The organism is Streptomyces sp. KPB2 (genome assembly GCF_003950055.1).
In the GTDB taxonomy this organism is placed as follows: Bacteria; Actinomycetota; Actinomycetes; order Streptomycetales; family Streptomycetaceae; genus Streptomyces; species Streptomyces salinarius.
Window position 1 is genome coordinate 1,466,670 of record NZ_CP034353.1, and the last position, 22,462, is coordinate 1,489,131.

General features: G+C 69.6%; 14 protein-coding genes and 2 pseudogenes. 4 read left to right on the forward strand and 12 right to left on the reverse strand.

What is annotated here, in order from left to right; all coding sequences use genetic code 11:
* The first annotated feature begins 38 nt into the window (after positions 1-38).
* From D1J63_RS06355 to D1J63_RS06365, 3 genes are all read left to right on the forward strand, one after another.
* A complete protein-coding gene (locus D1J63_RS06355) occupies positions 39-1,016 on the forward strand; it encodes a sugar ABC transporter permease (protein ID WP_125628097.1) in 978 nt (325 codons plus the stop codon).
* Positions 1,013-1,885 (forward strand): carbohydrate ABC transporter permease, encoded by an 873-nt coding sequence (locus D1J63_RS06360; protein ID WP_125628098.1) that lies wholly within the window; start codon positions 1,013-1,015, stop codon positions 1,883-1,885. The genes D1J63_RS06355 and D1J63_RS06360 overlap by 4 nt, the downstream gene beginning before the upstream one ends.
* Positions 1,886-2,276: 391 nt before the next feature.
* Positions 2,277-3,254, forward strand: a complete 978-nt coding sequence (locus D1J63_RS06365) for an intradiol ring-cleavage dioxygenase (RefSeq protein ID WP_125628099.1) — start codon at positions 2,277-2,279, stop codon at positions 3,252-3,254.
* Between the two features lie 572 nt (positions 3,255-3,826).
* On the opposite strand, the gene D1J63_RS06370 is transcribed toward D1J63_RS06365, so the two are convergent.
* From D1J63_RS06370 to D1J63_RS06380, 3 genes are all read right to left on the reverse strand, one after another.
* Positions 3,827-4,816: an intradiol ring-cleavage dioxygenase gene (locus D1J63_RS06370; protein ID WP_125628100.1), complete on the reverse strand. Its 990-nt coding sequence runs from the start codon at positions 4,814-4,816 to the stop codon at positions 3,827-3,829.
* Between the two features lie 767 nt (positions 4,817-5,583).
* Positions 5,584-5,922, reverse strand: coding sequence for a hypothetical protein (locus tag D1J63_RS06375; protein WP_125628101.1), 339 nt, complete (start codon positions 5,920-5,922; stop codon positions 5,584-5,586).
* 83 nt (positions 5,923-6,005) lie between these two features.
* Positions 6,006-6,956 carry a DUF1963 domain-containing protein gene (locus tag D1J63_RS06380; protein WP_125628102.1) on the reverse strand — a complete coding sequence of 317 codons (951 nt, stop codon included), beginning with the start codon at positions 6,954-6,956 and terminating at the stop codon, positions 6,006-6,008.
* 263 nt (positions 6,957-7,219) lie between these two features.
* Here D1J63_RS06380 and D1J63_RS06385 point away from each other — a divergent pair.
* Positions 7,220-8,199 (forward strand): annotated as a pseudogene (locus D1J63_RS06385) (IS5 family transposase).
* Between the two features lie 8 nt (positions 8,200-8,207).
* Here D1J63_RS06385 and D1J63_RS06390 read toward each other — a convergent pair.
* The 9 genes and pseudogenes from D1J63_RS06390 to D1J63_RS06430 all read right to left on the reverse strand — a co-directional run bounded on the left by D1J63_RS06390 (position 8,208) and on the right by D1J63_RS06430 (position 22,442).
* Positions 8,208-8,447, reverse strand: coding sequence for an AAA family ATPase (locus D1J63_RS06390; protein ID WP_197923489.1), 240 nt, complete (start codon positions 8,445-8,447; stop codon positions 8,208-8,210).
* Positions 8,444-9,698: pseudogene (locus D1J63_RS06395) on the reverse strand (IS256 family transposase). Before D1J63_RS06395 ends, D1J63_RS06390 begins: the two are co-directional and overlap by 4 nt.
* Positions 9,699-10,419: 721 nt before the next feature.
* Complete coding sequence (locus tag D1J63_RS06400) at positions 10,420-12,126, reverse strand: AIPR family protein (RefSeq protein WP_241235521.1); 1,707 nt, start codon at positions 12,124-12,126, stop codon at positions 10,420-10,422.
* A 706-nt stretch (positions 12,127-12,832) separates the two neighbouring features.
* Positions 12,833-13,471: a site-specific integrase gene (locus D1J63_RS06405; RefSeq protein WP_241235522.1), complete on the reverse strand. Its 639-nt coding sequence runs from the start codon at positions 13,469-13,471 to the stop codon at positions 12,833-12,835.
* A gap of 305 nt (positions 13,472-13,776) precedes the next feature.
* Entirely contained in the window at positions 13,777-15,651 is a 1,875-nt protein-coding gene (locus D1J63_RS06410; RefSeq protein ID WP_240798582.1) for an ABC transporter ATP-binding protein, read from the reverse strand.
* Positions 15,648-17,342: an ABC transporter ATP-binding protein gene (locus D1J63_RS06415; protein ID WP_125628105.1), complete on the reverse strand. Its 1,695-nt coding sequence runs from the start codon at positions 17,340-17,342 to the stop codon at positions 15,648-15,650. Before D1J63_RS06415 ends, D1J63_RS06410 begins: the two co-directional genes overlap by 4 nt.
* Entirely contained in the window at positions 17,339-18,871 is a 1,533-nt protein-coding gene (locus tag D1J63_RS06420; protein ID WP_125628106.1) for an AMP-binding protein, read from the reverse strand. The genes D1J63_RS06415 and D1J63_RS06420 overlap by 4 nt, the downstream gene beginning before the upstream one ends.
* 35 nt (positions 18,872-18,906) lie before the next feature.
* The gene (locus D1J63_RS06425) at positions 18,907-20,712 is read right to left on the reverse strand and encodes a condensation domain-containing protein (protein WP_125628107.1); all 1,806 of its coding nucleotides are present in this window, start codon (positions 20,710-20,712) and stop codon (positions 18,907-18,909) included.
* Positions 20,709-22,442: a carbamoyltransferase C-terminal domain-containing protein gene (locus tag D1J63_RS06430; protein ID WP_125628108.1), complete on the reverse strand. Its 1,734-nt coding sequence runs from the start codon at positions 22,440-22,442 to the stop codon at positions 20,709-20,711. The genes D1J63_RS06425 and D1J63_RS06430 overlap by 4 nt, the downstream gene beginning before the upstream one ends.
* Positions 22,443-22,462 lie beyond the last annotated feature (20 nt).

A 22,462-nucleotide genomic window follows, 5' to 3' on the forward strand; every position in this document is an offset into this window, starting at 1 on the left:
AGCGCCCTCAGCGGACGACGAAAGGCCCTGGCTCCGCAATGACCCGAACTGCCTCCACCGCTTCACCGCCCACCCCGGCCGCCGGGACGAGGGGCCCGACCGGCAAGCAACGCACCCGGCATCGGGCACGGGCCGGCGCCTCGTGGCGCGACCGGCCGATGCGCAAGATCACGCCGTGGCTGTTCCTGCTGGCCCCCCTCGCCCTGCTGGTCACGTTCACGTACGTGCCGGTGGGCAACATGATCTACTACAGCTTCACCGACTGGGACGGCATCAGCCCCGACCGCAACTACGTCGGGGCGGACAACTACACCGAGATCTTCACCCGCCCCGAGCTGTTCCGGGTGTTCGCGGTGAGCTTCTACTACCTCGCGGCGTCCGTCGTACAGATCGTCATCGCCCTGTACTTCGCCGCCGTCCTCAGCTTCGACCTGCGCTTCAGGAACCTGTTCAAGGGCATCCTGTTCTTCCCGTACCTGATCAACGGCGTCGCCATCGGCTTCGTCTTCCTCTACTTCTTCCAGGACGGCGGCACGCTCGACTCGGTCCTGTCCTGGTTCGGCGTCGGCACCGACCACGCCTGGCTGGGCACGCCCGAGTCGGCCAACACCTCCATGGCCGGCGTGTCGGTGTGGCGCTTCACCGGCCTGAACTTCGTCCTGTTCCTCGGCGCGATCCAGTCCATCCCCGGCGAACTCTACGAGGCCGCCCAACTGGACGGCGCCGGCCGCTGGAAGCAGTTCCGGCACATCATCGCACCGAGCATCCGGCCGGTGCTGAGCCTGAGCGTCATCCTGGCGATCTCCGGCTCGCTCTCCGTCTTCGAGATCCCGTACATCATGACCGGCGGCGCGACGGAGACCTCGACGTTCGTCATCCAGACGGTGAAGTTCGCCTTCCAGTTCAACAAGACCGGCCTGGCCTCGGCCTGCGCGGTGGTACTGCTGGCGATCATCCTGGTGATCACCTGGATCCAGCGCCGCCTCGTACCCGACGAGAAGGTGGACCTCGTATGACCCTCACTGCCCCAGCCCGCCGCGCGCAGGATCGGGCGCGCCGCCGCCCGCGCGTCAGCACCGCCCTGACGTACCTGTCGCTGGTCGTCGCCTCGCTCGTGGTGCTGCTGCCGCTCGCCGTGGTCTTCCTGACCTCGCTGAAGTCCTACGGGGAGATCTCCGACGGCCAGGGCGCCCTGGCCCTGCCGGACGACTGGCTCAACTTCTCCAACTACGCCACGGCCTTCAACGACGGCCACCTGCTGCAGGCATTCGGCAACACGGCCTTCATCCTGCTGTTCTCCATCACCGGCACCGTGATCATCGGCTCGATGACGGCGTACGCGATCGACCGCTTCGACTTTCGCTTCAAGAAGCTCGTCATGGCGCTGTTCCTGATCGCCACGCTGGTGCCGGCCGTGACGACGCAGGTGGCCACCTTCCAGGTGGTCAACAGCTTCGGGCTGTTCAACACCCGCTGGGCCCCGATCCTGCTGTACATGGGCACGGACATCGTGGCCATCTACATTTTCCTGCAGTTCATCCGCGGAATCCCGAAGTCCCTCGACGAGGCCGCGCGGCTCGACGGCGCCAACTCCTTCACCATCTACCGGAAAATCATCTTCCCGCTGCTCAAGCCGGCCATCGCGACCGTGGTCATCATCAAGGGCATCACCACGTACAACGACTTCTACATCCCCTTCCTCTACATGCCCGCCGAGGACCTCGGAACCATGTCGACGGCCCTGTTCCGGTTCAAAGGACCGTTCGGGGCGCACTGGGAGAACATCTCCGCGGGAGCCGTTCTCGTCATCGTGCCGACGCTGGTGGTCTTCCTGTTCCTCCAGCGCTACATCTACAACGGCTTTGCTCAAGGGGCCACAAAATAGCGAACCCCCCGCCGCGTCGTATCTGCCGGACGAGGCGTTCGGGCGTACTGAAGGCGACGTCGGAGCCGCCCCGCGCCGCAAGGCGACCAGAAACCTTCGAACAGGCGCAGCCGGCTCCCGCAGGGGACGGCCGTGGCATGAAGTCGTCGGCTGTACAGACCAGCCGTCTCAACGGGACCTGGTCTGCGACCGTTGCCCCTGACCGGTCGCAGACCAGGCACTCGTGCATGGCAAGTGATCGGTTCCAGTTCCGAGGGGAACCGATCCGGCCAAAATACGGCGGTACCTCGGACAGGCAGCGGTTGGACGGCGGGCGGAGCCGGCCGGGATCGGCTGGAAATGGCCGTTGTTTCACACGCCTCTCACAGCGCACCGACCTAGCTTCCCGTACATGACAAACCCACACCAGTTCTACGACGAGGCCGACAACGCGTTCGTCTCGCGGGCCCTGTCACGTCGCCGTGTCCTCGCACTGGGCGGGGCCGGCGCCGTCACCCTCGCCGGAATGGGTGCGGCCGCCCACGCCTCCGCCCGCGGGGGCGTCGGCGCGACGGACGCCCTCGACTCGGCACGGACCGCCGCGCTGGCCACCGACACGTGCATGCAGCTGACGACCGAGCAGATCGAGGGCCCCTACTACATCGACTATGAGCTCTTTCGCCGCAACGTCGTCGAGGACCGAACCGGCGTGCCGCTCATCCTGCTGCTCCGCGCGGTGGACGCCACGACCTGCCGACCCCTGCGGAACACGGCGATCGAGATCTGGCACTGCGACGCCTCCGGCGTCTACTCGGGATACACCGCCGGCGGCAACGGCGGGGGCACCCCGCCCGGAGAGCCCCCAACGCCGCAGCCCTCCGGCACGCCGACGGATCCGCCGCCCGGCGGGGGCGGCGGGGGCCATGCCACTCCGACGGACGACCTGACCTGGTTGCGGGGCATCCAGATGACCGATCACCAGGGTTTCGTCACTTTCCGCACGATCTTCCCCGGCTGGTACAGCGGACGAGCCGTCCACATCCACACCAAGGTGCACACGGGAGGCGAGCGCACTTCGGACGGCTACACCGGGGGACGCACCTGTCACACAGGGCAGTTTTACTTCCCGGAAGGCGCGGTGGAGGCCACCGTCGGGCTCGACCCTTACGCGGCAAACTCCGTCACCCGCGTCACCCTGGACCAGGACACGATCTACCCGGGCACCGGGACACCGGGTGGACTGCTGCGGCTCGTCTACGACCGCCGCCACTTGGCACGGGGCGTGGTCGGCCACATCACGATGGCGGTGGACCCGGAGGCCGAGAACGACGGCGGAGGCATGCCGGGGGGAGGCACTCCGCCGGGCGTCTCGCCCTCCCCCACCGCCTGAGCACCGGGGACGCGAGGCGCTGACGACCGCCGGGGACGGCTCGGCGGCCTGCCGGAGCGCGCCGCCTCCTCCCCTCCCCCCCCTCATCGGTGGCCACCGTCCCGGCGCTGAGGTCCCTGGTCACGATGGTCGGGGACCTCGCCGAACTCAAGTTCGTCCGCTGGGTGAAGGCCCGGCCGCTCATGACACCACCAGGGGGCACCACCGGACACTCGTGTACCCCGGAGCCGAACCGCGCTTCGAAGACGGAAACGCAGTCGGACCGCCGCCGGAACGAGCCCGGACCGGCCGGTAGCGACCTCGCCGTCCAAGCCTGGTCGCGCAAGGCTCTCTCCGGAGTCCGCCAGGCCCGCTCACACGGGAACGGAGCAATGACCGGAAGGGACATGCCCCGCAGAAACGACGTCACGGTCTTCCGACGAGGCTAGGGAGTGGCGCCCTTGCTGTCGCATGGGTTCGAGTGCGACCGGAACCTGTGGCGCTGGCCGTGCCCGCCTCGCGAAGCGGCACCGCGTGATGCCTTTTCGACTGCGTCGCTCCGGCAGGTTGGCGGCCTCGCGGCGAAACGCCGGTCAGCCGCGCGTGCTGCCCGACGGCGCACCGCCCGGCGGGTACCCGGGGGGCTGCGACCCCCCTCCGCCGGGCGGCTGACCGGCGCCGCCGCGGGTGGGCTCAGTGTCGGTGTCGACACCGACGTCCAGCTTCGCGACATAGCCGGAGCCCGCTTCGCCGGACACGGTGGGCGCCTGCAGCTTCCAGTCCCCCTCGCCGAAGATGTCGTCGTCGGACACACGAGTGCCGACGCCGGCCATGTTGTCGCTGGACCCGGAGTAGCCGTCGAGGGCGTAGACCTTGCCCAGCATGTCGGCCGGAAAGGCGAGCTGAGAGGTGGCGACGACGTTGGCGACGTCCGTCGCGGAGTCGGCATCGGGGTAGACCTCGAAGTGGATGTGCGGCCAGCGACCCGTGTAGCAGCCCGGCACGATGGTTTTGAAGGTCACCACGCCGTCGGCGTCGGCGAACTGCACACCGCGGAGGTAGGTCTCCTCCTCCACCCCCTGGGAGTACATCGAGTACCGGCCCTGCGCGTCACACTGCCACACGTAGACTGCGGCGCCCTCGAACGGGATGTCGCCACTGGCCATGTCGGTGACCGTGAGCGTGAGAGTGAGCGGCACGCCCTCGACGGCCGTTCCGCCGTCGAGGCTTGTCGTGATGTCGCTGCGCACGATGCCCGACCGCTCCAGCACGTTGACGTCGTTGGTGCCGTCCGCCGGGTACGGGCCGTTCGTCTCCTCCGGGATCTCGCCCTCTGTGCCCGCGGAGCCCGACGCCGCAGCCGTGGACGTGGCACTCGGCCCGGAGCTGTTCGAGGAACAGGCGGCGAGCACGACCGTACTGGCCCCGATCCCGAACAGGCTCAGCACTCGCCTGCGGCCGATCAGCGTCCTGGCGTCGAAGGCGGCACCCTGGTCCACCACTTCGTCGTCCGGACGGTCGAGCGGACGGCCCTCGTACTGGGGCCCCTCGGGCGTATGTTCGGGCTCGGGCACTCGTACCATGTGTGTCTCCCTGGTTGTGTCTCAACACGGACGGTCCTGCCACTGTCGGGGGCAAGCCTGGGCGAACACTGTGACGACACCACGCTCATGCTGTGCACCTCAGGCCCAGTTCCGGGTCCGCCCTCTGGCACTAATGCACCCGCGGGCCCGTCGACTTTCCCGCTCCGCTCATGAGCACGTCCGCCGCGTAACGCCGCTAGGACGACGCCCACTGGCCGGGAACAACGCTGGGCCAGGGCCGGGTCGCCCGTCACAGTTCCCTAGGACCGTTGACGCAAGACCTGTCTGGGCCCCGCCCAGCCTCCCGGACGCGCTATCAAGAGGAGGGTATGGGAATCCGGTCTGATCAGGTTGAAGACCTCGCGGGCGGCGTATCGCTTGAGGCATCGGATGCCCTCCATCGGCTCTTGCCGCGTGGGTACGTGAGTCGTGGCGCAGCCGGGTAGACCCGATGCGGCGCAGCGCAACGTAACTGATTCCAACAGAGGCGTCGCAGGCAAGGAGCTCACACGACCCATCGGAAAGCCCCTGGGACGCGCTGCAGCAATGGGCCGCCCTCATGTGTACGGCCCTCGGTTCGGGTCGGCTCTCCGTAGGCACGTGGCATTGCCGAGCCGGTGGATGCGCGAGGCGTTGCCCCGCCCACCGGCCCGGCCCTCATGCATCACAGCAGAGGTGCGGCCACAGTTAGTCAGAAGAGGTCGGGCTGGGCGGATGAGTCATTGTCAATACCTGTGGATTCGGGGTGTTCGTTCGTCCTTCGCCGGTCAACTGCTTGCGAGCAGCCGTGCTGTGATCTGGGCGGGTGTCTCGTCACGGGTGTAGATCGTCTGTGTCGCGACCTGTTCGGTGCCGGGGTCGTCGAGCCAGTGGGCGAGGAAGTCGTGCCCGTCGATGATCCAGGATCGGCCCTTGCTCGCCGTGCAGCGTCGCCGTAGGACGGTCAGTGAGACGTCGCGGTTTGGGGAGGGCAGGAGTCGGACCACGTCTCGGCAACGGCTCAGAGCGGTGCGGACCGTGACCAGGTGCTGGTGGTCGGTGTAGCTGGTGTGGCCTGCGCCCAGTGCCACAACGGCGTCGAGATGATCGGCGACGGCGCGGGCCATGGCGTGTGCCCGGGCTAGGGGGTGTGTGATGTCGTGATCACGCGGTGGTCACGAGGCCTCCGGGACAGGCCGAACCGCAGAAATCAGCCCAACCAGTAGTGCTCGACCTTGTCGAACCGTCTGGCGTGAAGGTCGTCGCGGCTGATCAACCAGCTGATGTCGCCGTCCATCCAGTCGTACTGGAGCGACTCCATGTTGAAGGTCGCGAGGTGCAACAGCGGTTGTCCGGGCAGCTCCCGCCATGCCCGGTCGTAGACCTCGTCGAACCGCTCCGGGGCGTCCCTGAGTTCGCGGACCGCCTCCTCCCGCAGGCGCTGGAACGCCTCTGTGCTCTTGTCCCAGCTGTGGTGGATGTTCCCCTGCACTCCCCGCAGCTTGTCGGTGCTGTTGTCCATGGCCGGTCTGACGCCGACCTTGGCGGCGTACTCCTCGACGGCGGCCTCCAGCCGAGCGTGCCACTCGGCTTCCTCCCCTTCCGGCTCACCCCAGATGCCCCCGTGGTCCTCGCCGATGAGCCAGGCGTGGGCGTCCCATGCGTCGTTGTGGGAGGCGACCATGGTCCAGCGGTCCAGCATCATGTGGGAGGACCCGAACTGCAGGTCCAGTTCGCTCGGGACGGGGGCCGGGCGCACGGTCGTCTTGGTCCCGGGCGGTATGTAGAGCGCCTTGCCGCCGCCAGCGTCCGACCAGGTGAACAGCAGGAGGTGCCCCTCCCGGGGCAGCCCGTCGTCGAACAGCGTGCGGGGCACCGCGGCGAGGTCGAAGGATGCGACGAAGATGTCGCCCACCTTCCACTCCATGTCCAGGGGCAGCGCCGGCGCCCCTCCGATGTGACCGATCACCCGGTCGCCGGGCCGGACGCTCTCCGGCGTCTTCTGCTTGAAGTACACGGCCGGCTCCATGCTCCACAGCAGGCGGGTGATGGCGTCGTCGGACACCCCGTGCCGCCGGGCGAAGGCCCGGAAGGCACTGCTGCGGGACGTCTGCCCCACGGGATCGCCGGAGGGGCCGACTGTGCTGTCCCAGTTGCTCACGAGTTCGCTTTCTGACGAGGGATCGGTGACCGGCACCGTGCGGGCGGAGCCCGATGCTGATCAACACGGTAGAGCACCCCTCCGACAACGCCCTCGTCGCCAACTGCCGGTGCCCCTAAGGCTGTCCACACGCCGCGTCACCCTCGGACCATCGTCGGCCTGAGGGTGGCGCGGCGCCGGCGACTCCTGGGGCCTGTGTGTTGTCGTGATTAGTTGCCGGGTTCTGAGCTCTTCGCGAGGTGGAAGCCGGTAGGACTGTGGTCGTGACGCGTAGGCAACTCACCGATGCTCAGTGGAAGTTCATCGAGCCGTATCTGCCGATCGGTAAGTACGGCCCGTATCCGGAGCGTTTGCGGGAACAGTTCGAGGGGGTGATCTGGCGGTTCCGCTCCAGCGGTCAGTGGCGGGAGATGCCTGCCGAGTTCGGCCCATGGGCCACCGTCTACGGACGTTTCCGCATCTGGCGAGACGCCGGTGTGTTCACCGCCCTGCTGGAAGGCCTGATCGCTCAGGCAGCCCGCGCGGAGCAAACAGATTTATCGCTGGTCAGCGTGGACTCCACTACGGTCCGTGCCCACCATGACGCCGCGGGGCTCCGCGTCAGCAAGCACCTCATGTCGGCCCTGGAGGAGGCTGCGCACAAGCAGGAGACAGCCCGGCAAAAAGGGGTGGTACGGAGGAACAGAACGGACAGGACGAGCGCCGGCGTATCCGGCGCCGACACAAGCTCCGTCTGAAGCAAGCCCTGCTCGGCCGGTCCCGGGGCGGCCTCACCAGCAAGATTCATCTCGCGGCGGACCGCAGATGCCGTCCGCTCGCCTTCGTCTTGACCGCCGGGCAGGCCGCGGACAGTCCGCAGTTCATCCCCGTGCTCGAGAAAGTGCGAGTCCGTCTGCCGGTCGGCCGTCCCCGCACCAAACCTGGCGCAGTCGCCGGTGACAAGGCCTACTCATCGCGCGGAAACCGCCGCTACCTGCGAAAACGCAACATCAAAGCAGTCATCCCGGAGAAGAAGGACCAGGCCGCAAATCGCAAGAAAAAGGGCTCACGCGGCGGCCGGTCCATCAGCCACGACGCCGACCTCTACAAGGAACGGAACACTGTCGAACGCCTGATCAACAAGCTGAAAGCCTGGCGGGGCGTCGCCACCCGCTACGACAAGTCACCCGAAAGCTACCTTGCCGGCCTCCACCTCCGAGCCTCCATAATCTGGATCGACGACTCGCTCAAGTACACCGTGTGATCACGACATCACACAGCCCCTAGTTCCCACTCCGCTTCGGCTGCAAGGCGTCCGACCGCGGTGATGCGCTCGCGGAGTTTGTCGATGCTCCATCCCGCCTCCGCGTAGTACCCGTCCGCGGCAGCGTCCAGGTCGACGAACGGTCTCTGCGTCCTTGCCGCGATCTCTTGGCCGAGGGTGGTCTTTCCGGTGCCGGCCGGACCGACGAGGACCATCCAGGGTGTTTCGATGGGCGTCGGTCGGCTCACGCGGCAGTCACCTCTTCGCGTTCGACGAGGTGACCGCGTTCGAAGCGGGCTCCGGCGCGGACAAGGGCGACGAGGTGAGGTGATTCACGGCCCGCCACCGGGCCTGGGCGGACTCGATGAGCTTGAATACCATGGCCAGGGCAGCGGTACGGGAGCCGGCCCCGCGGGTGACCTTGGTGCGCAGGCGGACGGTGGAGAACGTGGACTCGATCGGGTTCGTGGTCCGCAGGTGGATACAGTGCTCTGCGGGAAAGTCGAAGAACGCCAGCAGCTGGTCCTGGTCGTCGGTGATCTTCTTGACGGCTTTGGGGAACTTCGCGCCGTAGAGCTGGGCGAACGTCTTGATCGCCTTGACCGCGTGCTCGCGGTCTTCGGCGTTGTAGATGTCCTGGATCGCCTTCTTCGCGCCCGGCTGCGCGGACTTTGGAAGAGCGTCGAGGACGTTGGCCGTTTTGTGAACCCAGCACCTTTGCTCGCGGGTTTCCGGAAAGACCTCCGCGAGTGCTTTCCAGAATCCCAGGGCGCCGTCACCGACCGCGAGGACGGGGGCGCGCATGCTCCGGCGTGCGCAGTCGCGCATCAAGTCGGCCCAGGACTCGGATGATTCGCGGTAGCCGTCCTTGAGTGCGACCAGTTCCTTCGAGCGTCGGCGCGCACCCCGACCAGCACCAGGACGCAGGCTCTGGCTTCCTCCAGGCGGACGTTGAGGTGGATACCGTCGGCCCACACGTACACGTAGTCGACCTCGGACAGGTCGCGCTCCATGAACGCGGCGTGGTCGGCCTGCCACCGCTGTGTGAGCCGGGTGACCGTCGCCGGGGAGAGCCCGGCCGCGCTGCCCAGGAACTGCTCCAGCGCGGGCACGAAGTCGCTGGAGGACAGGCCGTGCAGGTAGAGCAGCGGCAGCACCTCGCTGATCTTCGGGCTCTTGCGGCACCAGGGCGGCAGGATCGCCGAGGAGAACCGCTTGCGCTCGCCGGTCTCCGCGTCGACGCGCTTGTCGTTGACCCGCGGTGCCTTCACCTCCACCACGCCGGCCGCGGTAGTCACCTTGCGGGGCTGGTGGTAACCGTTGCGGACCACCAGTCGTCGGCCGGTCTCACCTCTATGATCGATCAACTCGGCTATATAGGCGTTGACTTCTGCTTCCAACGCGGCAGCAAGCATCCGTCGTGCACCCTCGCGGACGATCTCATCGATCAGGGAGGAGCTGTTGGCGACGGTGCCGTCGTCGTTGACTACGCTGAGCACGGGCGTGCCTTCCCGACCGGTGCTGCGAACACCGGCCTACTCGATGACCACCAGTCGATCACTCGGGAAGGTACGCCCTTCGCGTGCTCCCCGGGCTCGATCCACAGGTCTCGAGCATGGCTCCCGCTCCGTACTCGGCCTGCCTGACCTGGGCCGAACGGCCAAGACCGGAATCCGCAGTACGTCCGGGCCACTTCCTCCGCAGCCTTGCCCATGGGCCCGCGAGTCGCCACACGACGGCGAATATATTCTCCCTGTCCGGGTCCTGGGGATCGGGCATGACGAACTGCCGGCCAGGCACGAACACTCCTGCCGCGACCTGCCGCACCAGTGACGGCAGGAGTCCTGACATGACCCCGGTCCCACCCCTGGCCGGGGTCGTCAACGTCGCCCGGACGACAGGGACATCGCAGGCCGCACCGGCCGACGACAGCGTCAGGACGCCCGACCGGACGCGACGGTGTCGGCCGACGTCGGGACAGTTTCCACAGAGCGGTTCCTGATGTACCGATGCAGGCTGAGGGCTCCGGCTCTTGCGTCCGCGATGTTGCGTCGTCGACCTTTGGGCTGGACTTCTTCGAGTCCAGGCAGCGACGGCTTCGACCCTTGGGCCGTGCGCCGTCCGCGCTTATCGCCGCCGCGAAATAGCACCCGGCCGGGCCACGCCCGCCGACCCCATCATCGGCCGTGGACAGACCCGGCCGTATTTCCTGGGTAGCGCTCAGCCTTCGATGTGGTAACGGCTCTGGGACACGACGGCTTGGCGGATCTTGGTGGTGAAGTCGGGGGTGCGGGCGATCCGGTCTACGCCGCCGGCCTTGTTGCGGCGGAGGACGCTTTTGAAGCTTTGTTCCAGAGTGCCTGTCATGCGGAACATCAAGTCGTCACTGAGGTGCCCGGGGTCGATGTTGAGCAGGTCTCGCGGCGTAGGCTGCCGCAGCCGAGTGAGTGTGTAGGCGGACATGGCTGCCAGCGGGTAGAGCCAGTTCTCCAGCGAGTCACCCAGCAAGGGCCGGTCTTCGGCATACCGGGTGAGAAACGCGCGCAGCCTGGTGTGCACATCGAGGCACAAGGGGTAGATGTCCAGGTCGTGCCGAGGGGAGAAGATCTGCGCGTAGTGCTGGTCGTCGAGTAGTAGCGCGTCCGAGTGTCGCAGCGCGGTATGTGGCTCGCGCAGAACGAAGGCGGTGAACTCGCGGGCAAGCCTGGCCATGCTGACGACCCGATCGAGGGGGAAGCCGAGGTTGCGGTAGTAGCTGGCTCGGCGCTCGTAGTAGTAGCCGCCCGCCTGGCCGAGGCTCTCTTCGATGTCTTTCTGAATGGACTCGGTGGCCCGCAATGCGCCGGCGGGCAGCTGGGTCTGGCTGTTGGTCGCTCGGATGATGCGGTCGCGAGCCGTGCCGGACTCAGGCGCGACGACGATCTTGACGAGGAGGGACCGGTCGCGGTGCTGACCACCGTTCTGAATGTAGCTGTATATCTCGTGGCTGGTCTGGAGCCCGTTGACGATCTGAGGCTCTTTGACCACGATCCTCTTGCCGGCGATCTGGGCAGCGTCCGCGACGACGGTGACACCGTTGTTGAACCACCAGAAGTCCTCGCCAGTCCCGGACTTCAGAGTTTCGCCGATGGCGTTGTTCACGGCCGTAGACCCCGCGTAGTCACGCACGTTGGACTCGAACAGCTCCAAGCGCAACGCCTCGTTGTCGGACGTGATGAAGCGGTAGTACTCGTCCAGCCGCGCCAGACAGACATAGCCCTCGCCGAGCGATGTGCTCATCGGCGTTTCGGTGAACACTAGCTGTGCGACAGCTTTGGCTCCGCGGGCAGTCCGCTCGCGCAGGTCAGCGGCGCTGAGGTATTCAAGGTCGGCCCGCGTGTCGGAAGTGATCTTCGCCAGCTGGCGTCTGAGCCTGTCGCCCTTGGCCTTGACGTTGGGGTGCGGCGTCTCCGCCGACTTGTTCGCATAGATGACCTTGATGCGAACTTGCGGGAAGGACGATGCCAGTTCTTCGAGGATATGCAGAAAACGGCGCGTGCGTTCGAGCAGCTTGGCGTTGGTGTGGGCGACCAGGTCTTCCTCGTCCCGGCCCATGTCCAACAGAGCGGGCAGATGAAAGTGCAGCTTCTCGATCACCGACTCCTGGTACCCCGAGGAGTTCTTCGCCTGCAAGATGACCAACTCGATCTTGCCGGCACGCGACGGGAGAAACTGGTGAGCATCAGCGGTGATGTAGCGCTCGTCCACGAACGTCCAGATGCCGTCGATGCCGCAATCATGCGCGCCGTCGACGATGCCGTCCGTAATCTCGTCGTTGTCCAGGTCCCAGTCCTGCAGAGCCTTGTCCGCGGCGAAGAACGTGAAGAAGTCATCCCGATTCTTGTCCGGCGCCAGCTTGCGATGCTGGTCCTCCAGGATGCGTTCCAACAACCGCTGATCATTGCTCTGCACCGACACCACGCAAGCCCCCAACGTCACCTGTCAGTGAGATGTTGACAGGCCCGACCGGCTATGAACAGGTCGCGCACGAATTTCCGAGCACCCTTCCCCACGCCCCCTGTAGACCGCACCAGCCATGGACCAGGCTGCTCCCCGAGCCACCGGCGACTCTCACCCTCCCGCGTCCGATGGTGGCTGGATGGTCGCGTGCACGGTCAACCATCCGCGCGCCTCGAAAGGACAGCCAGAGCCGGGACACCGAGCGTGAACTTTGCAGCAGCGGACAGTATGCGCAGCAGTCGACCGCGCACAGTTATTGGGCCGCACGCTGCGGCTCGAGCCTGGAGGCTTGCTGTCACCGCGTCCCCGCCTCCGTACTCGGAGAGGAGGAGACCCAAGTGAAAGGACACCCAATACAGACGCACAAACCCACCCGCTCAAGAGCCCTGCCGGACCGCACCTGCGGAGCTTCTCGTCGAACGCCGCTATCACAAGCCGATCACCAACTGAGTCGACGCCCCTAGATCAAAACGCTCTGAGCTGGCCTTACACGGTCACCTTGAACTTACCTGGACGCCTGCAGACGGTCTCTACAACCTGTGCCATGTAGCACCGAGGGACGGCCCCATGACGAGGACCGGGGCCTGTTCCGGCCCGTCAAAGCGGTATTGCATGCTGTCGACGTTCTTCTCACTCACCCGTTCACGCTCCCACATCTCACATTCTCTTCGTGAACGGGGGCGGAGCCACTCGCCAGACCTCCCCACGTGTCCGCCGTCGGCCGCAGGTCCTCCACATCCGGCTTCACGTACCAGCGCTTCGTGGTCCGGACGTCGGCGTGGCCGGCCCAGCGGGCTAGCAGGTGGTCCGGGACCCCGTGGTTCGCCAGGTACGTCAGGCAGCTCGCACGTGCGTCGTACAGACGGACCCGGCGCAGCCCGCCGCGGTCCATGACCTTGTAGGCCCGCTCACGCAGCTGCCGCCCGTTGAGCGCCCTGCCCCGAGCATCCACGAGAACGCAGCCGCTGTCTTCGTACACCTGACCCGCCGCCGTCTTCTCGTCTGCCTGAGCAGCCCGGAACGCGGTCAAGGCAGCCGCAACCGGATCTGGTAGAGGAAGCTGCCGCTCACCAGCGAGCGACTTGGCGTCCTTCTCCACCACGATGTCGTTCCCCATCACCGTCCGGGTGTTGGTGATGGACACCGTGGCTTCGTCCAGGTCGACGTCCGCCCAGCGCAAGCCACAGCTCTCCCCCGGCCGAAGGCCCATCAAGGCCAGGAGGAACGGTGCCTGCAGGCGGTCACCTGCGATCGCACGAACAAGGGCGCGCACTTCCGGGACGCTCCACGGCGGCACTGCGGCACTGCGGCACTGCGGCCCTGGCCCTGCGCTCTGCCTTGCGCGCCTTACGGGGAACGGTCACCTCACGAGCAACGTTCACCCGGACCAGGCCCCGTGTCACTGCCCGGTCAAGCGCCTCCTTCAGCCGAGCCAGCGACATCTCGACCGGGGTTGCCCCCAGGCCGGTGCCCGGCCTCCCTCCCCGCCCACGCCCTTCGGCGGGCGGTACAGGACGCCGCCGCACGAGCGCTCCGGCGATCAGTGCCCGGCGGGCCACCGGCCGCTGCGGTGTCCGGTCAGCGCCGTTCCCGTGGTTGCTGCACCGCCGCCGGGTCCGAGTGCCGGGCCGCCTGCCAAGAGCGCCACAGAGACGCGTAGGCACCGTCCGCCGCCAGGAGTTCCTCGTGGCTGCCCAGCTCGACGATCCGGCCACGGTCCATGACCGCGATGCGGTCGGCGTACCGCACCGAGTCCAGGCGATGCACGATGGAGATCACTGTGCGGCCTTCGATCAGCGCCGCGAGCGAACGCTCGACCCGGCGGGATGCGGTGGAGTCCAGTAGCGCCGTGGCCTCGTCCAGGACCAGCGCGTGCGGGTCGGACAGCAGCAGCCGGGCCAGTGCCAGCTGCTGGGCAGCCGACGGGGACACCGGAGCGGCGCCCGGGCCGATCTCGCTGTCGAGGCCGTCGGGGAGCGCGCGCGCCCAGTCCGTCAGCAGGACGGTCTCCAGCGCCTCCCACAGCCGCTCGTCCGGCGGAGCCTCCTCACGGGCCAGGGTGAGGTTGTCCCGTACCGTGCCGGTGAACACGTGCTGCTCCTGCGTGACGAGCACGATCTCACGCCGTAGTTGGTCCACCGGCATGGTGCTGATCTCGGCGCCGCCGATGCGTACGGTCCCCCGGGTGGGATGGTGCACGCCGGCGAGCAGTTTGCCGAAGGTGGTCTTGCCCGCACCCGAGGCGCCGACCACAGCCAGGCGCTCGCCGGGGCCGATGTCGAGGTCGATGCCGGACAGGACCTCGCGGCCGGGGCCGTAGCCGAAGCCGACCCCTTCCAGCCGGATGGCGTGCCCCTCAGTGACCGCCGGCGGCCGCGGATCCTCGGGCGGCAGCCGGTCCACGCCCAGGATCCGGCGCAGCGCGGCGTTCCCGATCTGGAGTTCGTCGGTCCAGGTCAGCAGGTCGTTGAGGGGCTCGCCGAGCGCCTGTACGTACAGCACCACGGCGGTCAGCTCGCCGAGCCCCACGGCACCCCGCTGGTAGGCGAGCCCACCGATCAGCAGGGTCAGCGCCATCGGCACCATGGTGGCGAGGTCCAGGCTGGGGAACCAGATCGTCTGTAGCCAGGTGGTGCGCTGTCGGGTGCGTACCACCTGGTCGACGGCCGCGCCGTGGCGCTTCACCTGGCGGGGTCCGAGCCCTAAAGTCTCGACGGTGGCGGCACCACGGGCGGTCTCGTGCGTGACGGCCAGCACGTCGGCCTCCTGGGCGAGCAGCCGCCCGTACGCGCGGGTGGCGCGCGGCCGGTACCACCAGGTCGACAGGGCGGCGAACGGTATCCCGGCCAGCAGCCCGAGCGCGAGCAGGGGCGAGGTCAGCAGGATCGCCGCGACGGTGAACACCAGGGTGACGGCGGCCAACGCGATGCGCGGGGCGGCCTGCCGGATGCTCTCGTTGAGGCGGTCTGCATCGGTGGTGGCGCGGCTGAGGAGATCGCCGGTGCCGACGCTCTCCACCTCCGCCAGCGGCAGCCCGAGGACTCTGCGGACGAAGTTCTCGCGAGTTCGGGCCAGGACGCGCTCGCCGAGCAGAGTGGCCTGGGTGCGGGCCGCCCGGGCGAGCAGCGCGTGGGCGCCGAGGATGGCGACGAAGGCCAGGGCGAGCAGGTCGACTCGGCCGGTGGTGGTGCCGACCTTGACGGACTCGACCAGGTGGCCGAGAAGCCGGGGGCCGACGAGGCCCGCCACGAGAGCGGCGGCGAACAGCGTGAAGGTGAGGAGCAGCCGGGCTGCCTCGCCACGGAGGAAGGCAACGATCCAGACGCGGACGTCGGCCCGGTCGGCCAGCGGCAGCCGACCCGCCTCGGCGCGGCCCGGCGGCCCGTCGGGCGCGGGGCAGGGAGGCGGGGCCGGGGCGGCGCCGGCGGAAGCCTGGGTTGGGGTCGTCGTCACGAGGGCACTCCTGCAGAGCGGTCGGGGCTGCCGGGGACGTGGTCCGCATCGAGGCGGACCTCTCGGTCGGCGACTCCGCGCCACAGCGGGCTGTCGCTGAACACGATGGTGGTGCGACCCGCGCGGGCGGCGGCCACCCGTTCGACCACCCGCGCCTCGGTGTGGGCGTCGACGGAGGAGGTCGGGTCCTCCAGCACCAGGACGTTGGGGGCCGCGAGCAGGGCCCGCGCGAGGACGAGGCGCTGGCGCTGACCGCCGGACAGGGCCCGGCCGCCCTCGTCGAGGCGGGTGTCCAGGCCGGCAGGGAGCGCCTCGACCACGTCGTCGGCGTCTGCGGTGAAAAGCACGTGGTCCAAGTCCTGTGGGGAGCGGACGGCCGCCCCGGTCAGCTCCTCCCGTACGGTGCCGCTGAACAGGGTGTCGGCCGGCCCTGACCGGAGCACCCGGGAGCGCAGTTCGGCGAGGTCCACCCGGTCGAGTGGGATGCCGCCGAGCAGCACGGCCGGGGTGCCGTCGCCGGACCCGCCGGGGCGGGTGAGCCGGTCAGCGAGGTTCCCGGTGCGGTCGGCGGGGCCGACGACCACGGTGAGCTGTCCGGCCTCGGCGGCGATGCCGGTGTGGGCGTCCGCCAGCGAGAGCGGTCCCGGCGGCAGCGGCTCGGGGTGCGCGGGCTGGGTGGTCTCGGGGGTGAGGCGCAGCAGGGTGCAGACCCGGCCGGCGGCGACCTTGGCCAGGCTGAGCGTTTCGGCGGCCTCGGTCGCGGTGCTCACCGGCAGGGTGAGGAAGGCCGACGCGCCGTAGAAGGCGACCAGTTCGCCAGCGGTGATGGTGCCCTGCACGGCGAGGCGGGCACCAAGCCAGACGATGCCGACGGTGACGAGGCCTGGCAGGAAGACCCCCGCCGCCTGGAGCCAGGCCTCCATCCGGCCGGCCGACTCGCCGGCACGCCGCACCTCCTGGCTGGTGCGGCGGAAGCGCTCGGCGAAACCGGCCTCGCCGCCGATGCCGCGCAGGATCCGCAGGCCCGCAACGATGTCGCCGGCCTGGGAGGTGGCGATGCCCATCTGCTCGCGCTGGGCCTCGTCGCGCTCCTGGAGCGGCCGCAGCAGCGGTCCGATGCCCAGGACGGCAGCCGGAACGCCGATGAGCACGGCCAGCCCAAGCACTGGCGAAGTGGCGGTGAGGGCCACGGCCACGAGCACGGCGGCGAACATCGCGCCGATGGTGCGGCCGACCACCTCGAAGGCGTTGCCGATGCTTTCGACGTCGGCGGCGGCCGAGGCGGCCACGTCGCCGGAGCGGGCCTTGCCGCGCAGAGTGGCGCCCAGCCGGACCACGTGCCGCATCAGTACGCGGTGGGTGTGCGACAGGGCGTGCGCCTCGGCGCCCACGGCCGCCTGGATCAGGCCGGCGCCGGCGAGGGCCTGGACGATGCCGAGGACCAGCGCGAGCACGGACCACAGGTACAGGCCGGCCTGGCCACTGCCCTGGCCGGCCTCGTCAATGGCCCTTCCGATGACGAGCGGGATCAGCGCGAGGGGGACCATCCAGACGGCACCGAGCACGCCGCTGAGCATCAACGGCCAGGGCCGGATTCGCACCAACCACCACAGGTAGGCCCAGGGGCCCCGCACGTCCGCCTCGGGCAAGGAGGCGGGGGCCACCGAGGCGTCGAAGCACCGGTTGGTCACAGGTACCGGTCCCGGGTGGCCGCGCGGTCGACCTTGCCGGTGCGGGTGTGCGCCAGTTCGGGGACCGCAACGATCCGGTCGGGGACGAGGTACGGAGGGAGCGTGGCACGCAGGTGCGCGCGCAGCGCGGCGGGTTCGGCCGGGACGCCGCCATCCTCCGGCGCGGTGCCGTCGGGGGCGACGACCACGAAGGCGACGAGCACGGTGTGCTCGCCCTTGGCGTGGGAGGCGGCTGCGACGGCGGTCACGCCGGGGAGTCGGCCGATGGCCTCCTCGACGTCCAGCAGGTCCACCCGGTGGCTGCGGATCTTGACCTGTTGGTCGATGCGGCCGTGGAAGACGAGGGTGCCGTCAGCGGTCTCGTGGACGAGGTCGCCGGTGCGGTACCAGCGGGTAATGCCGTCGCCGAAGTCGGCCTCGACGAAGCGGGCGGCCGTGCGGTCGGGGTCGTCGAGGTAGCCGAGGGCGAGCTGGGGCCCTGCCACGAGCAGCTCGCCGGGAACGTCGGGCGCCTCCGGGCGGGGCACCACGGCCTGCCGTACGGACGGCAGCGGACGGCCGATCGGGACGCCGTCGGCGAACGGGTCGTCGGCGGCCGGGCGTTCGGCACCGGGGCCGGCGAGGACGGCGCTGTGGGTGACGAGCGCGGTCTCGGTGGATCCGTAGGTGTTGAGGAGACGGACGTGGTCGGCGCCGAGGCGGTGCCAGCGCTCCAGCATGTCGGGGCGGACGGCCTCGCCGCCGATGACGACGGTCTCCAGAGTGCCGGGGAGTTTCCGGCCGGTCTCCAGCAGGTGGCCGGTGTAGATGTGCCAGTAGTCGACGGGCAGGTTGATCAGGGTGACCTCGTTGTCGGTGAGGACGCGGTCGAGGTTCGCCTCGGCGTCGCCGTCCAGGACGACGAGCCCGCCGGCCAAGAGGGGCGGCAGGATCTCTTCCAGGCTGGTGTCGCCGTCAGCGCGGGTGAAATTGAGGGAGATGGTGTCCGGGCCGACTGCGTACAGTTTTCGCAGGTGCGGGAGCACGGCGTGCAGCGCGCGGTACGGGACCGCGACGGCCTTGGGAGCACCGGTCGAGCCGGAGGTGAACAGCACGTAGGCGGGATCGTCGGCGCCGACCGGCTCGCCGCGGTCCCGGACCGGGGCGCGGGAGGCGCCCCAGTGGGGGCGCAGAACGCGGTCGACGGCGGGCAACCGGTCGGTCTCGGCGGTGGCGACCAGCTCCCGGACGCCGAGGGCGCGCAGGGCCTCGTCGGTGTAGCCGGCGGGGTCGTCGGGCACCGCCGCGTAGCCGCGTCCGGCCGCGAGCGTGCCGAGGACGGCGGCGATGTCGCGGACGCTGTGGTGCAGGGTGATGGCCACGGGCGGGTGCGGACCGGGTGTACGCATGGCGACCAGGTCGGCCACCGCTCCGGCCCAGCCGGCCAGTTGGCCGTATCCGACCGTCATTCCGTTGTCGGTGACCGCCGGCCGGGCGGGGTCGGAGCGGGCGATGGCGAAGAAGGGGTCGAGCACGCTGGGCAAGGTCATGGCAGGGTGTCTTCTCTTGTTCGTCCGTGGGGTGTTCAGCTGCCGCGTGTGCCGGCCGCGTCGGCTCCCGCCGTGTCGAGGAGGGCCGTGAGGGCGGTCCGGTGGCGGGCGGCGAGGTCGCGTACCGTCGCCTCGTCGTGCAGGGCGGTGGAGTACCACCACTCGACGCGCAGTACCTCGTCGTCCGTCGTGGCGATCACCTCGATGAGGTGGGGCCGGGTCCAGTGTGGGGCGGTGATGTCGCCGACGGGTTCCGGTGCCATGTCCGGCAGCACGGTGCGCAGCGGCAGGGCGTCCGCGTCGTCGCCCTCGAAGTCGAAGGAGACATCGCTGAGCGGGGCGGCGCGCAGGGCGGCCGCGATGCGCGGTCGGCCATGGCGGCTGAGCGCGCCGTACCCCACTCCGCCGCCGGGCAGAGCCGCGAGGTGGCCGACCGTCAGCGCGAGCCGTTCGGCCGCGCTGCCGGGGGCCAGGTCCATGCGGACGGGCACGGTGGTGGTGAACCAACCGGTGGTACGGGCCAGATGGGTGTCGCCGACGGCCTCCTCGCGCCCGTGCCGCAGGATGTCCACCCGGACCGCCGTCTCGTCGAGCCAGTCGGCCAGCGTCTCGCCCAGGGCGTGCAGGACAAGGTCGCCGGGGTGGGCGCGGTGGGCGCGGGCCGCCGTGTGGAGGCGGGCGGTGAGCCCCCGGGGGAACTCCTCGCGGTAGGTCGCGGCGGTGTGAGCGGTGTTGGCGGCCCTCGGGTCGGTGACGGCGTGGTCCAGCGGGATGGTCGCGGGGGTGCTGACCACGTCGGTCCACCACTCGGCCTCCGCCTCGGCCTCGGGGGTGCGTGCGTGGGCGGCGAGCGCCTGAGCCCACTCGGGGTACGAGGTGCCCTCGGCGCACCAGGCGTCGTCTCGGCCGGCTTCGAGCGCCGTGTACAGCTCCTCGAGGTCTTCCAGGAGGACGGACCACGAGACCATGTCGAACGCGATCTGGTGGATGACGATCAGCAGCCGCCCCGGACGGGTCGGGCCCGCGTCGAAGCGGACGAACCGGGCCACAGGTCCGGTCCGCGGGTTAAGGGCCTCTTGTTCGACCGCGCAGCGCAGGGTGATCGCGGCCGGCAGTTCAGTGTCGACGAGTTCGGAGACGTCCATCGTGTCCAGCACCGGGCCCAGGGCCTCGGCGGGCGGGCCGTCGGCGGCGATGGCCGCCACGACCTGCTGGGGCCGCCGGGCCGGGGGCGCCTCGACGGCCAGGCGCAGCGAGGCGTGCCCGACGACCAGGCGGCGGACGGCCTCGGCGAACAGCTCGGCGTCAAGACCCGCCCGGGTAGTGAGGAGCAGCGCCTGGTTCCAGTGGCCCCGGTCGCCGGTCTGCTCCTCCCAGGCCTGTTCCTGCGGAGGGGTGAGCAGGACCGGGCCGTGGCCGACGCCGGGTGGCGCGGCGTCGGCGGTACGGCGGCGGGCGGCGCGTTCGGCGACCAGCGCGGCCAGCTGGGCCGTGGTCATCTCCGGGGCGGCCAGCTCCCGTAGCTGCACGCGGACGCCGAAGGCGGCCTCGATGCGGCGGGCGGTGCGGATGAGGTCGAGGGAGTCGACGCCGAGGTCGAACAGCGGGACCGACAGATCGGCCTCCGGCGCGAGTACGGTGTCGGCGAGCCAGGCGTCGAGCCGGGCGTGGATCTCCTCGGCGCTGGGGCCGGCCGGGCCGGTGGAGTCGGCCTGGCGGGCGTTCCCCTCCGCCACACCGTTCTGGCCGTTGTGGTCGGCCCCCGGGGTCGCGGCGCCGGCCCGCGCGGGGGCGCCTGCGTCCGCGGCGGTACCGAGGTGCGGGCGGGCCGGGGCGGTCATGCGCCGGCCTCGCCCAGGGCGCCGTCGGGGCGGCGCACCAGGAACGGCCCGAGGGCCAGGGCGTCCATCGGCAGCCGGTGGAAGGTGGCGAGGGCGTCGCGCGGGCTACAGACGACCGGTTCGTCGCGGCCGTTGAAGGAGGTGTTCAGTATGACGGCGGTGCCGGTGCGCTCGCCGACCTTGCCGATGAGCCGGTGATAGAGGGGGTCGACGTCGGCGGCGACCGTCTGCGGCCGGGTGGTGCGGTCGCTGTGGACCACGGCGGGCATGACGGCGGCTCCGGCCTCGGTAACCGGGGTGGTGACGATCATGTACGGCAGCGGGGTGGTGGTGCCGATCAGTGCCTCGGCCGCCTCCTCCTGCATGCTCGGGGCGAACGGCCGCCACGCCTCACGGTCCTTGATGCGGACGTTGACCCGGTCGCGGGTCTGCTCGGGGTTCGGCACGGCGACCATGCTGCGGTGGCCGAGGGCGCGGGGACCGCCCTCGGCCCGGCCCTGGAACCAGCCGGCGACTCCGCCGGCGGCCAGGACGTCCGCGGTCGCGGCGGCGATGTCCGCGGGTTCGGTGTAGGCGGCGCCGGAGGCCTCCAGGACCCGGCGGATCTCGTCCGGGCTCCACTGCGGGCCCCAGGCCACCGAGCCCTTCATGGGCTGGATCCGGTCGCCCTCCTGGGCCGCGACCCAGACCGCCGCGCCGAGCGAGACGCCCTGGTCGCCGGCGAGGGGCTGGACGAAGAGGTCCCGGACCTCGGGCATGCGCATGAGCTTGCCGTTGAGAGTGGCGTTGAAACCGACACCGCCCGCGATCAGCAACGTGGTCTCGCCGCTCTCCCGGAGCAGGGTGCGCACGAGGGCCATGACCGCGCGCTCCAGCGCTGCCTGGGCCGTGGCCGCGATGTCCCGGTACTCGAACGGGTCCCGGTCGGTGACCTTGGTGTAGCGGCCCACGCGGGGGTCGAAGCAGCGGGCGGAGCGGTTGGGGGCGTCCGGCAGCACCTTCTCCAGGTGCCTCAGCCAGTGCCGTATGGTGGCCGTCTCCTCGTCGGTGCTGCCGGTGGAGCGCAGGTCCGGTGGGACGACGCCGATGGTGAAATCCTCGTCCGTGAAACCGAAGGCCCCTCCGAAGGTGAGGTCCTGGGGGGTGCCGTACGAGGCCAGGCCCATCATCTTGCCGGCCGCGTCGGAACCGAGGCCGGCGTACTCGCAGACCGCGGCGTAGAAGTAGCCCAGTGACCAGCCGGGCGTGTAGGTGCGCAAGGTCTTGATCTCGCCGTCGATGCCGACGGCGAGGGTGGTGCTCACGTCCTCGCCCTGGCCGTCGAGTACCAGCACGGCGCCGCGGTCCCGCCCGGAGAGGTGGTAGGCGCTGGCGGCGTGGGCGATGTGGTGGTTGACGAACGTCAGCCGCGGGTCGCGGGTGCGCGGGAACAGCGCCTTGGGCAGCAAGTGTTCCAGCGCGGCGGCGTCGTCGGCGAACCAGTCCAGGTCCCGGTCGCGGAAAAGCTTGGGCAGGTCCCACCCGTGGGCGACGACGTCGATGTCGTCCAGGGTGAGACCGCCCTCCGCGAGACAGTGGGCGGCGGCGTTGAGGGGCGCCTCTCCGTAGGCGTGCTTGTTCCGGGTGAAGCGTTCCTCCTCGGCCAGGGCGATCACTTCGCCGTCCACGACGAGGCAGGCAGCACCGTCGTGGCTGGCCCCGGGCCAGCCGTTGACTCCGAGCACACGCATGGTCAGTCCCCAAAGGTCGG